This is a genomic window from Streptomyces capoamus (assembly GCF_014654935.1).
In the GTDB taxonomy this organism is placed as follows: domain Bacteria; phylum Actinomycetota; class Actinomycetes; order Streptomycetales; family Streptomycetaceae; genus Streptomyces; species Streptomyces capoamus.
Window position 1 is genome coordinate 1,933 of the sequence record NZ_BNBF01000043.1, and the last position, 14,457, is coordinate 16,389.

12 protein-coding genes are annotated in these 14,457 nt (G+C 73.6%); 7 read left to right on the forward strand and 5 right to left on the reverse strand.

What is annotated here, in order from left to right; translation table 11 throughout:
* On the forward strand, positions 1–737 hold a 737-nt coding region (locus IE312_RS43415), incomplete at its 5' end, for a putative PEP-binding protein (RefSeq protein WP_306419868.1).
* 88 nt (positions 738–825) lie between these two features.
* On the opposite strand, the gene IE312_RS36440 is transcribed toward IE312_RS43415, so the two are convergent.
* Positions 826–1,719 carry a DUF8829 domain-containing protein gene (locus IE312_RS36440; protein WP_189986609.1) on the reverse strand — a complete coding sequence of 298 codons (894 nt, stop codon included), beginning with the start codon at positions 1,717–1,719 and terminating at the stop codon, positions 826–828.
* A gap of 164 nt (positions 1,720–1,883) precedes the next feature.
* Positions 1,884–3,860 carry an acetoacetate--CoA ligase gene (locus IE312_RS36445; protein WP_189986610.1) on the reverse strand — a complete coding sequence of 659 codons (1,977 nt, stop codon included), beginning with the start codon at positions 3,858–3,860 and terminating at the stop codon, positions 1,884–1,886.
* Between the two features lie 213 nt (positions 3,861–4,073).
* On the opposite strand from IE312_RS36445, the gene IE312_RS36450 reads away from it, so the two are divergent.
* On the forward strand, positions 4,074–6,422 hold the full coding sequence (locus IE312_RS36450) for a glycoside hydrolase family 31 protein (RefSeq protein ID WP_189986611.1): 2,349 nt from the start codon (positions 4,074–4,076) through the stop codon (positions 6,420–6,422).
* A gap of 10 nt (positions 6,423–6,432) precedes the next feature.
* Here the strand turns inward: IE312_RS36450 and IE312_RS36455 are convergent, their stop codons facing one another.
* Positions 6,433–6,969 (reverse strand): NUDIX domain-containing protein, encoded by a 537-nt coding sequence (locus IE312_RS36455; RefSeq protein WP_189986612.1) that lies wholly within the window; start codon positions 6,967–6,969, stop codon positions 6,433–6,435.
* 238 nt (positions 6,970–7,207) lie between these two features.
* On the opposite strand from IE312_RS36455, the gene IE312_RS36460 reads away from it, so the two are divergent.
* From IE312_RS36460 to glpK, 5 genes are all read left to right on the forward strand, one after another.
* A complete protein-coding gene (locus tag IE312_RS36460; RefSeq protein WP_189986613.1) occupies positions 7,208–7,660 on the forward strand; it encodes a Zn-ribbon domain-containing OB-fold protein in 453 nt (150 codons plus the stop codon).
* On the forward strand, positions 7,657–8,847 hold the full coding sequence (locus tag IE312_RS36465; protein ID WP_189986614.1) for a lipid-transfer protein: 1,191 nt from the start codon (positions 7,657–7,659) through the stop codon (positions 8,845–8,847). The genes IE312_RS36460 and IE312_RS36465 overlap by 4 nt, the downstream gene beginning before the upstream one ends.
* Positions 8,848–8,980: 133 nt before the next feature.
* Positions 8,981–10,630 carry a GGDEF domain-containing protein gene (locus IE312_RS36470; RefSeq protein ID WP_189986615.1) on the forward strand — a complete coding sequence of 550 codons (1,650 nt, stop codon included), beginning with the start codon at positions 8,981–8,983 and terminating at the stop codon, positions 10,628–10,630.
* Between the two features lie 346 nt (positions 10,631–10,976).
* Positions 10,977–11,726, forward strand: coding sequence for an MIP/aquaporin family protein (locus IE312_RS36475; protein ID WP_189986616.1), 750 nt, complete (start codon positions 10,977–10,979; stop codon positions 11,724–11,726).
* A 75-nt stretch (positions 11,727–11,801) separates the two neighbouring features.
* Positions 11,802–13,331, forward strand: coding sequence for a glycerol kinase GlpK (gene glpK / locus IE312_RS36480; RefSeq protein WP_189986617.1), 1,530 nt, complete (start codon positions 11,802–11,804; stop codon positions 13,329–13,331).
* A gap of 145 nt (positions 13,332–13,476) precedes the next feature.
* Here glpK and IE312_RS36485 read toward each other — a convergent pair whose 3' ends face one another.
* Both IE312_RS36485 and IE312_RS43420 read right to left on the reverse strand, forming a co-directional pair.
* The gene (locus IE312_RS36485; RefSeq protein WP_189986618.1) at positions 13,477–14,082 is read right to left on the reverse strand and encodes a GTP-binding protein; all 606 of its coding nucleotides are present in this window, start codon (positions 14,080–14,082) and stop codon (positions 13,477–13,479) included.
* A gap of 189 nt (positions 14,083–14,271) precedes the next feature.
* Positions 14,272–14,457, reverse strand: a 186-nt coding sequence (locus tag IE312_RS43420; RefSeq protein WP_229900873.1) for a DUF742 domain-containing protein, incomplete at its 5' end; no start/stop codon positions are given.

Here is a 14,457-nt window from a genome sequence, read left to right on the forward strand (position 1 = left end):
AGGTGCTGGAGGCGTTCCCCGAGGGCCGTGTGGTCGTGCGGGTGCTGGACGCGGGTGCGGACAAGCCGCTGGACTTCCTGACGCCGGCGGACGAGCCGAACCCCGCGCTGGGCGTGCGGGGGCTGCGGACGCTGCTCGACCACCCCGAGGTGCTGCGCACGCAGCTGACGGCGCTGGCGAAGGCCGCCGAGGGGCTGCCCGTCTACCTCGAGGTCATGGCGCCGATGGTGGCGGACCGCAGGGACGCGAAGGCCTTCGCGGACGCGTGCCGGGAGGCGGGGCTGCGCGCCAAGTTCGGGGCGATGGTCGAGATCCCGTCGGCCGCGCTGCGGGCGCGGTCGATCCTGCAGGAGGTCGAGTTCCTGTCGCTGGGGACCAACGACCTCGCGCAGTACACGTTCGCGGCCGACCGTCAGGTGGGTGCGGTCTCGCGGCTGCAGGACCCGTGGCAGCCGGCGCTGCTCGACCTGGTCGCGCTGTCCGCCGAGGCGGCCAAGGCCGAGGGCAAGAGCTGCGGGGTGTGCGGCGAGGCCGCGTCCGATCCGCTGCTGGCCTGTGTGCTGACCGGTCTGGGCGTCACCTCCCTGTCCATGGGTTCGGCGTCGATTCCGTATGTGCGCGCCACGCTGGCGAAGTACACGCTGGCGCAGTGCGAGCGGGCGGCGGCCGCGGCGCGGGCGGCGGACAGTGCCGAGGAGGCGCGCGGCGCGGCTCAGGCGGTGCTGTCCGGCGAGTAGTCCGGTCCGGTGCCCTCGGGTGTGCCGGGTTCAGGGGCGCCCTGCCTTCGGGTGGGGCGCCCCTGGCGTTTCCGTACGGGTGCGGTCGTCAGTGGTGGTGGTCCCGTGCCGTGCTCTCCTCCCCGAGGGCCGGGGGCTCGCCGTAGTCGACGCCGGACTCGGGCGGGATGGGGTCGCCGGATTCGACGTCGGTGCAGTAGGCGTCGAACACTTCGGAGGCGGTCAGCGGTTCGAGGGCGCCGGCGCGCAGCCGCCAGCCGTAGACGCGGTCGGCCGTGCCAGTGGCGGTGGTGCGCATGACGAGTCCGCCGGGGCTGCGGGTCGCGAGGCCGAGGGCGAGGACGCTGGTGAATTCCAGGGCCTCCGCCTCGTCCAGGCGGGTCTCTCCGTGCGGGTCCTGGTCGGTGTGCAGGACGGAGACGAGGGTCTCGGGTGGTCCGGCGACGGTGCAGACGAGGTGGTGGTCGCCGCGTGGGGCGGTGTCGAGGATGCGGACCAGGAGCGCGGAGGCGCGGGTGAAGGATGCCCTGCCGATGTCCTGCCCGCAGGTCGGGCAGGGGCCGAGGCGGGTCAGGAGCGTGGTGGCGTACTCCCAGGTGGCCTGGCGGACGGCTTCGTCGACGAGGGCGGGCAGGAGGTCGGCGAGCGGGCGGCCGTCGTAGGGGACGGTGGGGCCGGTTGCCGCGAGTTCCGCGGTGAACCGACCGCGGCTGGCCGGGGCGTCGGGGTCGAGGCCGGTGTCCGCGCAGTAGGCGGCGTAGTCCTCGGGGTCGAACAGGGCGAGTGTGGTGTGGGTGCCCTGGGCGGCGCGGGCCTTGAGCACGGTTTCCAGGTTCCGGAGGTAGGCCGCGTGGTCGTCGAAGGTGAAGCTGCGGTAGCGCCGCATGGCGCGGAAGTCGTGGTCGTCGGTGAGTACGCCAACGGTGCCGGCGATCTCGCGGCGCAGGACGCGTCGCATGGTCTGGTGGTCGGTGTGCGCCATGATTCCCCCAATGCGCAGTCGATCAGTGCTCACTCACCGTAACCGGCGGCACTGACAATGGCGGTGCCGCCGGTGGGACGGAGCGGGTGGCGAGGGGGTCTGCGCAGGTCACCGCTTGTGCGGGAGTGTCGGGGACAGGTGCGGACAGTGACGGTTCGCTCGCCTCAGGCGCGCTTGCGGGCGAGTTCCTCGTAGAAGCCGAGCAGGGCGAGGTCGTCGATGGAGCCGGGGTTGACCGCCTTCTCCAGCGGGGTGCCCTGCAGCAGGCGCTTGACGGGGACCTCGATGCGCTTGCCGGTGAGGGTGTGCGGGATGCCGGGTACCTCGATGATCTCGTCCGGGACGTGGCGCGGTGAGAGCTGTTCGCGGATGGCCTGCTTGACGCGGTTCAGGAGCGCCTCGTCCAGGACGGCGCCCGGGGCCAGGTGCACGAACAGCGGCATCCAGTAGCCGCCGTCGGGCTGTTCGATGCCGATGACGAGGGATTCCTTGATCTCGGGCAGGCGCTCGACGACCTCGTAGATGTCGGCCGAGCCCATGCGGACGCCCTGCCGGTTGAGGGTGGAGTCGGAGCGCCCGTGGATGATCACGGTGCCGCGTGCGGTGACGGTGATCCAGTCGCCGTGGCGCCAGGCGCCTGGGTAGGTGTCGAAGTAGCTCTCGTGGTAGCGGCGCCCTTCGGGGTCGTTCCAGAAGTGGATCGGCATGGACGGCATGGGGTTGGTGACGACCAGTTCGCCGACCTCGCCGACGAGGGGTTCGCCGTTCGGGTCCCAGGACTGCAGGTCGGTGCCGAGGCCGGGGGCCTGGAGTTCGCCGGTGTACACCGGGAGGGTGGGTACGGCGCCGGCGAAGCAGGAGCAGACGTCCGTGCCGCCGCTGACGGAGGCGATCCACAGGTCGGCCCCGCTGTCGGCGAACTCGTCGTGCAGCCAGCGGAAGCCGTCGGGCGGCAGCGGGGAGCCGGTGGTGGCGACGCACTTCACGGCGGAGAGGTCGTGGTCGCGGGCGGGGTGGACGCCGGCCTTGCGGCAGGCCATGACGTAGGCGGCGGAGGTGCCGTAGAGGGTGGCTCCCGTGCGTTCGGCGACCCGCCACTGGGCGCCGGTGTCCGGGTAGCCGGGGCTGCCGTCGTACAGGACGATCGTGGTGCCCGTCAGCAGGCCGGAGACGAGGAAGTTCCACATCATCCAGCCGGTCGAGGTGTACCAGAAGAAGCGGTCGTCGGGGCCGAGGTCGCAGTGCAGGCCGAGCTGTTTGAGGTGTTCGACCAGGATGCCGCCCTGGGACTGGACGATGGCCTTGGGCAGGCCGGTGGTGCCGGAGGAGTACAGCACCCACAGCGGGTGGTCGAACGGGACCTGCTCGAAGACCGGCTCGGCGTCCCCGGCCGTCAGCGCCGACCACTCCAGGGCGCCCTCCGGGGCCCGGGTGCCCAGCAGCGGGACGTGGACGACGGCCCGCAGGGTGGGCAGCTCGCGCCGCAGTTCGGCGACGGTCTCCCGGCGGTCGTGCTCCTTGCCGCCGTAGCGGTAGCCGTCGACGGTGAACAGGACGACGGGTTCGACCTGCTGGAAGCGGTCCAGGACGCTGCGGGCGCCGAAGTCGGGGGCGCACGAGGTCCAGACGGCGCCCACGGCGGCCGCGGCGAGGAAGGCGACGACGGCCTCGGGGATGTTGGGGAGGTAGCCGCTGACCCGGTCGCCGGGGCGTACGCCCATGGCGCGCAGTTCGACGGCGAGGGAGCCCACCTGGCGGCGCAGCGCGGACCAGGTCACCGGGCGCGGTTCGTGGGTCTCGTCCACGTGGAGGAGGGCGGGTTCGTCCGCACGGTCGGCCGCGGCGCGCAGGGCGTGTTCGGCGTAGTTGAGGGTGGCTCCGGGGAACCACTGGGCGCCGGGCATGGCGCGGTCGCCCAGCACGCGCGCGTAGGGGGTGGAGAACCGTACGTCGAACCACTCGGTGACGGCTTTCCAGAAGGTGTCCAGCTGGTCGACGGACCACCGGTGCAGGGCCGGGTACCCGCCCTCGGCCGGGGCGCCGTGGTGCTCGGCGGCCCATGCCTGGAACCGGGTGATGCGGGCCTGGGCGATCCGCTGGGGATCGGGCTGCCAGAGCGGCTGGGGGTTCGCGGTCGACATGGGAGGCTCCCGGGCTGTGCGCGTCGTGGGCGTCGGTCCGCGCACGGGCTGGGGTGTGCGCGTGACGCGGCTGACAGGGACGATGCCATGTGATCGACTTCTGCACCAGGGTGCACTCCACATAGTCCATGTCATGAAGATGTGGCGCGGGCACGGGTGAACGGCAGTTGAACGAGACGCGCGCGTGGGGCGCTCAGTGGCAGGGTGAGCAGCATGGACGGTCGTGACCTGGTGCGTTCGATGAGTGTGGTCGGTTCGGGGCGGGCGGCCCGCGGGTTGCGTACCGTGCGGGCGGCGTGGCGCAGGAGGCGCATCGACGCCGCCGGTCTGCCGCGGCGGGGGCCCGAGCGGGCCCGGGTGCCGGGGCAGGTGCAGGGCGTGGAGCCGGGCCCGGGGGGCGGTCTGATCCGGTTCGGCCGCTCGGAGCTGCGGATCGTCGTGGCGACGAACGGAGCGGTCTTCTGGGGCTGGGACGGGGCCGGCCCGCGGCCGTCGTACGCGCTGGCGGGGAGCGGCCCGGAGCCGGACGCGCGGGCGGTGCTGGAGCCGGACAAGGAGGGCGGCTGGCGGGTGGTGGCCGAGCGCCTGACGGTCGTCGTGTCGCGGCACGGCGCGGTCGAGGTGTGCACGCCGGGTGGGGTGACGCTGCGCCGGGAGCTGCCGCCGCGCTGGTGGGAGCCGGTCGGCGGAGGTGCGGCGCGGTGGATGCAGCGGTCACAGGTGCCGGCGGACGCCCGGTTCTTCGGTCTGGGCGGGCGTGCGTCCGGTCCCCGGCTGCGGGACGGCGGGTACCGGTTGTGGAACACCGATCCCGGCCGTGCGTTCGGGCCCGGGGACGATCCGCTGTACCTGACGATGCCGGTGCAGCTGGTGGTGGCGGACGCCGGCACGCACCTGGTGTTCCACGACACCACCTGGGACGGCACGGTCGTCCTGCGCGAGGGCGAGGAGGGCGCCGGGTCCGGGCACGACCGGGCGGGGAGCTGCGAGGTGCGGATGGACGGCGGTCCGCTGCGCTGCTGGGTGGTGGTGGGGACGCCCGCGCGCGTGCTGCTCACGTGGGCCGCGCTGACCGGTGCGCCGGCGGTGCCGCCCGCCTGGGCGCTGGGCCACCATCACGCGGGCCGGGGCACCGGTGGCGAGGAGGGGGTGCGCCGGATCGTCGCGGACCACCAGGAGCGCGGGCTGCCGCTGGACGCCGTGCACCTCGGCGCCGGTCACCAGGACGGCCACCGGGTGTTCACGGTCGACCAGGAGCGTTTCCCGAAGCTGCCGGTGCTGGCGGAGGAGCTGCGCCGGGACGGGGTGCGGCTGGTGTCGGTCGTAGACCCGGCGGTGCGGGTGGAGCCGGGCGGTGCGGTGTACGAGAGCGGTGCGGCCGTGGGCGCGTTCGTGCGCGACGGGCAGGGCCGCACCGTGGAGGGTGCCGGGTGGGCCGGCGACTCGGTGTTCCCGGACTTCACGAGCGCGCGCGTGCGTGAGTGGTGGGGCGGGCTGTACGAGGAGCTGCTGGGGCAGGGCGTCGCGGGGTTCTGGCACGACGCGAACGAGCCGACCTCGTTCAGCGCCTTCGGTGAGCCGACGCTGCCGCGTTCGGCACGGCACGCGCTGGAGGGGCGGGGCGGCGACCACCGGGAAGCGCACAACGTGTACGCGCTCTGCATGGCCCGGGCCGCCTACGAGGGGCTGCGCGAGCTGGCGCCCCGGGAACGGCCCTTCCTGTTCTCCCGCTCGGGCTGGGCGGGGCTGCAGCGGTACGGGGGCACGTGGTCGGGGGACGTGGCGACGGGCTGGCCGGGGCTGCGGGCGTCGCTGTCGTTGGTGCTGGGGCTCGGGCTGTGCGGGGTGCCGTACTCGGGGCCGGACGTGGGCGGTACCGGCGGCGGCCCCTCCCCGGAGCTGTACCTGCGGTGGCTCCAGCTGGGCGCGTACCTGCCGCTGTTGCGCACCCACGCGGGCTGCGGGGAGCCGTGGGAGTTCGGTGCCGAGGTGCTGGAGCACGCGCGCGTGGCGCTGCTCGAACGCCGGCGGCTGCTGCCGTACTTCATGACGCTGGCGCATGTGGCCCGGCGGACCGGGGCGCCCTGGGTCCGGCCGCTGTGGTGGGGGGCGCCGGAGGACCGGGCGCTGCGCGACTGCGAGGACACGTTCCTGCTGGGCGACGGCCTGCTGGTGGCACCGGTGCTGGATCCCGGTGCCGGGCGGCGCGCGGTGCGCCTGCCCCGTGGCCGCTGGTACGACACGGTGACGGAGGAGGTGCACCAGGGGCCGGCCCAGGTTCTCCTGGACGCTCCCCTGGCCCGGATACCGGTGCTCGCGCGCGCGGGTGCGGTGATTCCCGTGCGGGGCGCCGACGGGGGGCTGGAGCTGGAGGTCTGGGCGCCGGCGCGGGGGCGCACCGGGGGCGGTCTGGTGGTGCGCGACGCGGGCGACGGCTGGGAGGAACCGGAGGTCGAGCGTTACGTGGCCCGCCGGCAGGGCGGTCGGGTGGTGGTCACCCGGGACCGGGAGGACGGCGTGGCCGAGCCGCCCTACCCGGTGCGCGTGCGCGGGCTGGGGTGAGCCGCCCGGCTCACACGTAGCGGCCCTCGAACCACGCCCTGACGGCCACGCTGTGCAGCGGGAAGGCCAGTTCCTCGGGTCTGCGCAGCAGCTGCCAGCCCTCGGTCTCGTCCGTGGGGGCGGAGGGCGGCAGTCCGTCGGCCGGGCGTTCCGGCAGCAGCCCGAAGAGCAGCAGGTGTCCGTCGGGCGAGCTCATGGCGTCGACGAGCCGCACGTCGCGGGCGGCCGCGTCGATGCCGGTCTCTTCCTTGAGTTCCCGTACGACGGCCTGCTTCCAGTCCTCGCGGTGGTCGACGTAACCGCCGGGCAGGGCCGTGCCTCCGCGCGCGGGGGCGACGGTCCGGGTGATGACGACCAGGGCCGTGCCCTGGGTGTCGTACACGGGCTGGAGCGCGATCGCGACCGGCAGGGGGTTGCGGTAGGCGACGGTTCCGCAGGACGAACAGGTGCGCGGCCATCCGGTAACGCCCTCGCCATAGGGCGCTCCGCAGCTCGAACAGTGGGAGTCCGGCGCCGAATTGACAGGTGGATGCTGAGTTTCGGACACGCGCGGACTGTATCCGATCAGAGGAGGGATGTGTTCCGGAACTGACCTGTCAGGAACGGGCGGATCGGGAGGGGCCGATCGGGAGGGGCGGCCGGAATCACCCCCGTCGGTCCCGGCCGCCCCTCGTGTACCACGACGCCGTGCGGGCCCGTTCGGTTCACAGAAACGCCCTGCCCATTTCCGACGGGCCGTGGCACACTCCTGACGACCCGTCAGGGAATCTGTGCGAGGGGGGACCTTGCCGTACACACGCAAGCCGGCGGTCGCCGGCTGGTTCACCGGAGAGGGTGACGATTTCCGGCTCCTGGGCACCCGCTGCACGGCCTGCGGCTCGGTGTTCTTCCCGCGTGAGGACGTCCACTGCCGCAACCCGCACTGCGCGGGCGGCACGCTGGAGGAGGTCCCCTTGTCGCCGAGGGGACGCATCTGGTCGTACACCGACAGCCGGTACCGTCCGCCGTCACCCTTCGTGAGCGATCCGGAACTTCCCTGGGAGCCGTACGCGTTGATCGCTGTGGAGCTGGAGGCCGAGCGGATCGTGGTGCTGGGGCAGGCGGCTCCCGGGGTCACCGTCGCCGAACTGACGGTGGGCATGGAGGTGCGGGTCGTCCCCGGTGTGCTCCAGGAGGACGGGGACACGCGGACGGTCTGGACGGTCTGGCACTGGCGGCCGACGGGGGTGGCGGCGTGACGACGGACGTGGCGGTGCTCGGCGCGGGCATGCATCCCTGGGGCAAGTGGGGCCGCAGCTTCGTGGAGTACGGGACGGCGGCGGCCCGTGCGGCGCTCGCCGACGCCGGCCTGCACTGGCGGGACGTGGGCTCCGTCGTGGGCGCGGACACGGTGCGCGGCGGCTATCCGGGGCATGTCGCGGGAGCCACGTTCGCCCGGGCCCTGGGCTGGCAGGGAGCGAGGGTGACCAGCGTGTACGCGGCGTGCGCGTCCGGGGCCCAGGCCGTGACCACGGCGCGGGCGCAGATCCTCGCCGGCCTCGCGGACGTCGTGCTCGTGGTGGGTGCGGACGCCGCGCCCAAGGGATTCCTCCGGCCCGCGGGCGGGGACCGCCCCGACGATCCGGACTGGCTGCGCTTCCGCCTGCTGGGCGCGACGAATCCGGCGTACTTCGGGCTGTACGCGCGCCGGCGGATGGCGGTGCACGGGGACACCCCGGAGGACTTCGCGCTGGTCAAGGTGAAGAACGCCGCGCTCGGGGCGCTCAACCCGTACGCGCGGTACCGCAAGCGGGTCACCGCCGAGGAGGTGGCCGCCTCCGCGGTGGTCGCGGATCCGCTGCGGCTGCTGGACATCTGCGCCACCTCCGACGGCGGCGCCGCCCTGGTGCTGTCCAGCCTGGATTTCGCACACCGACACGGTGCCACCCGGCCGGTGCGGATCCGGGCGGTGTCGACGGTGACCCCCCGCTTCCCGAACACGGTGCTGGACCTGCCGGACATCGCCACGGACTCCGCGGTCGCGGTGGCGCCCCCGGCACAGACCTTCAGGGCGTCCATCGCCGGGGCCGCCTACGAGGAGGCGGGCATCGGACCCGAGGACCTGTCACTGGCCGAGGTGTACGACCTGTCGACCGCGCTGGAGTTGCAGTGGTACGAGGATCTGGGGCTGTGCGGCGAGGGTGAGGGCGCGAAGCTGCTGCGGGAGGGCGCAACCGCCCCCGGCGGCCGGACACCCGTGAACACCAGCGGCGGGCTGGCCTCCTTCGGCGAGGCGGTGCCGGCCCAGGCCATCGCCCAGGTGTGCGAGCTGACCTGGCAGTTGAGAGGCGCGGCGGGTGACCGCCAAGTGGCCGGGGCACGGGTCGGCATCACCGCCAACCAGGGGCTGTTCGGGCACGGATCCGCGGTGGTCGCCGTGCGGTGAGCGAAGCCGGTCCGCTCCCCCGCGCGCCACGGGCGAGACGGACGGCGCCCACGCTCCGTGATCGCCCGGGAATCCTGTGTGAACGTCTCATGAACTGCGCCTGTGCGTGCGCGGGCAGCGCCATCATGCTCCCGTGCACTCCTGGACGGATACTCTCCGCTTCGCCTTCCAGCCGGTGGTCAACCTGAGGACGGGCGCGGTCGCCGCACTGGAGACACTCGCACGCCCGGAGACCGGCGACGTCCTGGCCGAGGCCCGCCGCGATCCGGAACTGGACGCGGCCCTGGCCGTGCTGGCGCTGCGGGCGGCGGCCCGCAGGGAGACGCTGCTGCCGCTGCACCTGAACGTGTTCGCGGCCACGCTCGCCGACCTCGGCGGTCTCACCCCGCTGCACGACGCCGTGCGCGCCACCGGACGCATGCCCTGGGAGGTGACGCTCGACATCGTCCCGCCCTGCACCCACGTACCCCACCGGGCCCTGCTGGAGGCGGTGGCCTCGCTGCGCGAGCAGGGCTTCCGGATCAGCGCGGACGGTGTCGGCGACGGTGACGTACCGCTCAGGCTGCTCACCGACCTCTCCCCCGACCTGGTCAAGCTCGACGCCTCCCTGCTGGACCGGCCGGCCGCGGTGCGGGCGATGCGGACGCTGTGCGAGGAACTGGGCGCGCTGGTCGCGGTGGAGGGCGTGGAGACGGAACTCCAGTGCGCGGGGGCCGTGTCGGCCGGTGCGCAGTTGGCCCAGGGCGAGCTGTTCGGACCCCCGGCCCGGATCCCCGCGGCGGACGTGTACGTTCCGCAGACGGCCCCCGGCGCCGTCGCCGCGCCCCGCTCCGGACCGTCGGTGCGGGAGTTCGTGCGGCCCGCCGCCCTGCTGCCGCTCACCGCCTCCGCGGGACAGGTGCGGGCGCTGCTCACCGGCTCACCGGACGTCTCGGGGGTGCTCCTGGTGGACCCGTACGGCCGTCCCGTCCGGTCCGTGCACCGCTCGCGCTTCCTGCTGTCGATGTCGGGCCGCTACGGACATGCCCTGTACGCCGACCGGCCGGCCTTCAAGCTGGGCGACGCGCCCCGCACGGTCGGGGCCGACGCGACGGCGTGGGAGGTGCTGGACGTGGTGGCGGTCGGGGACCGGGACCGGACCTCCGACGACGTCGCCGTGGTCGACGCGGACGGCCGGTGCGTGGGGGTCGTGCGGCTGGCGGACCTGGTGCGGGCGCTGGCCGAGAGCCGGGTCGAGGAGGCCGCCGGACTCAACCCGCTGACCCGGCTGCCCGGTTCGGACGCGATCCTGGGCGAGGTGGACCGGCGGATCGCCGACGGGCGGGCGTTCGCGCTCAGCTGGCTGGACATCGACCACTTCAAGCAGGTCAACGACGGTGCCGGATTCGCCGCGGGCGACGAGCTGATCCGCGCGGTGGGCCGCGCGCTGCAGCGGGCGGTCGCCGGGCACGCGCGCGTGGGGCACATCGGCGGCGACGACTTCCTGGTGCTGGCCGACGAGGAGGCACTCGAAGCGCTGGTGGCCGCCGTGCTGGACGTGCCCTGGGCGGCGGGCGGGCGGCCGGTCACCCTCTCCCTTGCGACCGTCGTGTTCGGCCCCGGCAGTGTGGGCGACCACCACCAGGCCGCCGCCCGGCTCGCTCCGCTGAAGAAGGCCGCCAAGGCGCTCGGCGGCGCGAGCTGGGTCCTCGGGCGCGCGGGGCTGCCGGGCCACGAGGTCCGGCGCGGCACCCCGGGGCCGACCCCGGCGCGGGCCCGGCACGCGGTGGCCGAGCCACGCTAGTGAACGGGCCCTGCGGACCCGCCCGTCGGCCGGATCCGTAGGCCCGGGCCGGGGGAAGACCCGTGTCACCGTCAGCGCCGGCAACCTTGACGCCCCCGGTACGCCGGTGAACACTTCCGGTGTCGGCCGACATCGCCGCACATTCTCGGCGTTTTCCGGCACCGCGGTACGGGTCCGGCCTGCTCCACGGCCCGCTCCCCCGGCGATGCGGCTGCGACGGCACGCTCGTCACGGACGCCGGGCGGGGCGCTGGCCCTCCCCGCCTTCGGCTGAAGTCGCCAAGGGAACCGTCCTGCACGACAGGGCCGGGGCCGAGCCGCCCCGCACCGGCGTCAAGGGAGCCGCCATGAGTGACGGAGACATCTTCACCGGCGAGGTCATCGGCACCGCGATCCTGATCCTGTTCGGCGCCGGCGTGTGCGCCGCGGTCACCCTCAGACACTCCAAGGCGCGGGCCTCCGGCTGGATCGTGATCGCGTTCGGCTGGGGCTTCGGTGTGCTCGCCGGCGCGTACACCGCCGCTCCCCTGTCGGGCGGCCAGCTCAACCCCGCGGTCACCATCGGCATCGCCGTGGACACCGGCAAGTGGGGCAAGGTCTGGGTGTACCTGCTCGGGCAGATCGTCGGCGCGATGCTCGGCGCCGTACTGGCGTACCTGGCGTATCTCGCCCAGTTCCGGGCCAACGTCCCCACGGAGGCGGGCACCGACGGCCCCGGCGGCGAACCCGTGCCGACGCTCGGCGTGTTCTCCACCGTCCCCGAGATCCGCGACCCCGTCGCCAATCTCGTCACCGAGATCATCGCGACCGTGGCCCTCGTCCTGCCGGTCCTCGCCTTCGGGCTCACCAAGGGACTCGGCGAATCCGGCATCACCGTGCTGATCGTCTCCCTGCTCGTCGTCGGCATCGGCCTCTCCCTCGGCGGCCCCACCGGCTACGCCATCAACCCGGCCCGTGACCTCGGCCCACGCCTCGTGCACACCTTCCTGCCGATCCCCAACAAGGGCGGCTCCGACTGGGGTTACGCCTGGATACCGGTCGTCGGCCCGCTCATCGGCGGAGCGCTGGCCGGGCTGCTCTACAACGCGGCCTTCTGATCCCCCGGTTCCCGATCCCCGCACGGCCCTCCGACCAGCGATCCGACCCAGCGACCCAGCGACCCAGGGGCAGCCATGACGGACACCGCCGACACGTATGTCGCCGCCATCGACCAGGGCACCACGTCCAGCCGCTGCATCGTCTTCGACCACAGCGGCGCGATCGTCGCCGTCGACCGGCGCGAGCACCGGCAGATCTTCCCCAAGCCCGGCTGGGTGGAGCACGACGCCTCCGAGATCTGGGCGAAGGTGCAGGCCGTGGTGGCCGGGGCGCTCGCCGCGGCCGGACTGCGCGCCGACCGGCTCAGCGCCCTGGGCATCACCAACCAGCGGGAGACCACCGTCCTGTGGGACCGCGCCACCGGCAAGCCCGTGCACAACGCGCTCGTCTGGCAGGACACCCGGACGGCCGCGCTCTGCGCCGAACTGGGCGGTGCCGACGGGCAGGACCGTTTCCGGGAACGGACGGGGCTGCCGTTGGCCAGTTACTTCTCGGGGCCCAAGGTGGCCTGGCTGCTGGACCACGTGCCCGGTCTGCGGCGCCGGGCCGAACGCGGTGAGATCGCGTTCGGCACCATCGACTCCTGGCTGATCTGGAACCTCACGGGCGGCACCGACGGCGGCCGCCACGTCACCGACGTCACCAACGCCGGCCGCACCATGCTGATGAACCTGGACACCCTCCAGTGGGACCCCTCCCTCCTGTCCGCGCTGAACGTGCCCGAGGCCGTGCTCCCCGAGATCAGGTCCTCCGCCGAGGTGTACGGCACCGCTGTCGGGCAGTTGTCGGGGGTGCCGGTCGCCTCGGCGCTGGGCGACCAGCAGGCCGCCTTGTTCGGGCAGGCCTGCTATGACGCCGGCACGGCGAAGAACACCTACGGCACCGGCAGCTTCCTGCTGCTGAACACCGGCAACCGGCCGGTGCCGTCCAAGAGCGGACTGCTGACGACGGTGGGCTACAGGATCGGCGGGGAGGCGCCGGTGTACTGCCTGGAGGGGTCCGTGGCGATCACGGGCGCGCTGGTCCAGTGGTTCCGCGACCAGCTCGGGATCATCCGCAGCGCCGACGAGATCGAGGCGCTGGCGGCGAGTGTCGACGACAACGGCGGCGCCTACATCGTGCCGGCGTTCTCGGGTCTGTTCGCGCCGTACTGGCGCTCCGACGCGCGCGGGGTCGTCACCGGCCTCACACGGTACGTCACGAAGGCCCATCTCGCGCGCGCGGTGCTGGAGGCGACCAGCTGGCAGACCCGCGAGGTGGTGGACGCGATGTACCAGGACTCCGGGGTGCCGGTCACGGCCCTGAAGGTGGACGGCGGGATGACGGGGAACAGCCTGCTCATGCAGCACCAGGCGGACGTCCTGGGAGTGCCGGTGATCCGGCCGCGGGTGGCGGAGACTACCTGTCTGGGTGCCGCCTGCGCGGCCGGACTGGCCACGGGGGTGTGGAACGGCCTGGACGAGCTGACGTCGCACTGGCAGAAGGACGCCGAGTGGACGCCCGCCATGGATGCGGCCGTCCGCGAGCGCGAGTACCGCAACTGGCGCAGGGCGGTGGAGAGGAGCTTCGGCTGGCTGGCGGAGGACGGGGGCCCCGGGGCCTAGGGGTCGGCGCCCGCGCGCGTGCGCGCCCGGCGCAGGATCACGGCCCGTACCCCGGTCGGCGGGGGTACGGGCCGTGTGCGCCGGTCGTCCACCCGGTTGCCGGGCCGGCCCGGCGACGGTCAGCCGGGGCACGGCCTGGCAGTGGTCAGCCGGGTACGGCCTGGCGGTGGTCGGCCGCGTACTCCATCGCGTGCCGGACGACTCCGATGAGCACCTCCTTGACCGCTTCCCGGTCGCGGGCGTCGCACAGCAGGACGGGCACGTCGCCGTCCAGGTCGAGGGCCTGGCGGACGGACTCGGCGGGGTAGCGGGCGGCTCCCTCGAAGCAGTTGACGGCGACGAGGAAGGGGATGGCACGCCGCTCGAAGTAGTCGACGGCGGCGAAGCAGTCCTCCAGCCGGCGCGTGTCGGCGAGGACGACGGCGCCGAGCGCTCCCTCGGACAGCTCGTCCCACATGAACCAGAACCGTTCCTGCCCGGGCGTGCCGAAGAGGTAGAGCACCAGGTCCTCGCGCAGGGTGATGCGGCCGAAGTCCATGGCCACCGTGGTGGTGTGCTTGCCCTCCACACCGCTGGTGTCGTCGACGGGGCGGCCGGCCTCGGTGAGCAGTTCCTCGGTGCGCAGCGGCCTGATCTCGCTGACCGCGCCGACGAGGGTCGTCTTGCCCACGCCGAAGCCGCCGGCCACCAGGATCTTGAGCGTGACGGGCTCGACCGGGGGCTTGCCGCGCTCAGAGCGCCCGAAGATCATCGGTCTCTTCTCCTGCTCGATGGGGTTCGGGCGACGGTCGGCCGCGGCCGCCGCCACCGGGGTTCGCGATGAGGAGTACGTCGCCGGCACCGGCGTCGGCCGAGCCGCGGGCGCCGCAACCGGTGGAGGTGCCGGCCCGGCCGGACCGGAGCTGACGGCCAGTCACGTCACCACCCGCTGCCGCGCCGGTCACAGCGCCCGGAGGCCGTTGATCACGTCGCGCAGGATGCTCTCGTCCGGCAACTCGGCCGGGGGGACCGGCCGGGTCACGTGGACGAGGTCCGCGTGCACCAGGTCACCGATGAGGACGCGGACCACACCGATCGGCAGGTCGAGTTCGGCGGCGAGTTCGGCGACCGACTGCGGTGTCTCCCG

Excerpts from the sequence above, each read along its gene's own strand:
- IE312_RS36475 (WP_189986616.1), top strand. The coding sequence starts at position 10,977 with ATGAGTGACGGAGACATCTTCACCGGCGAGGTCATCGGCACCGCGATC.
- glpK (WP_189986617.1), top strand. The coding sequence starts at position 11,802 with ATGACGGACACCGCCGACACGTATGTCGCCGCCATCGACCAGGGCACC.
- IE312_RS36485 (WP_189986618.1), bottom strand. The coding sequence starts at position 14,082 with ATGATCTTCGGGCGCTCTGAGCGCGGCAAGCCCCCGGTCGAGCCCGTC.
- IE312_RS36445 (WP_189986610.1), bottom strand. The coding sequence starts at position 3,860 with ATGTCGACCGCGAACCCCCAGCCGCTCTGGCAGCCCGATCCCCAGCGG.
- IE312_RS36440 (WP_189986609.1), bottom strand. The coding sequence starts at position 1,719 with ATGGCGCACACCGACCACCAGACCATGCGACGCGTCCTGCGCCGCGAG.
- IE312_RS36450 (WP_189986611.1), top strand. The coding sequence starts at position 4,074 with ATGGACGGTCGTGACCTGGTGCGTTCGATGAGTGTGGTCGGTTCGGGG.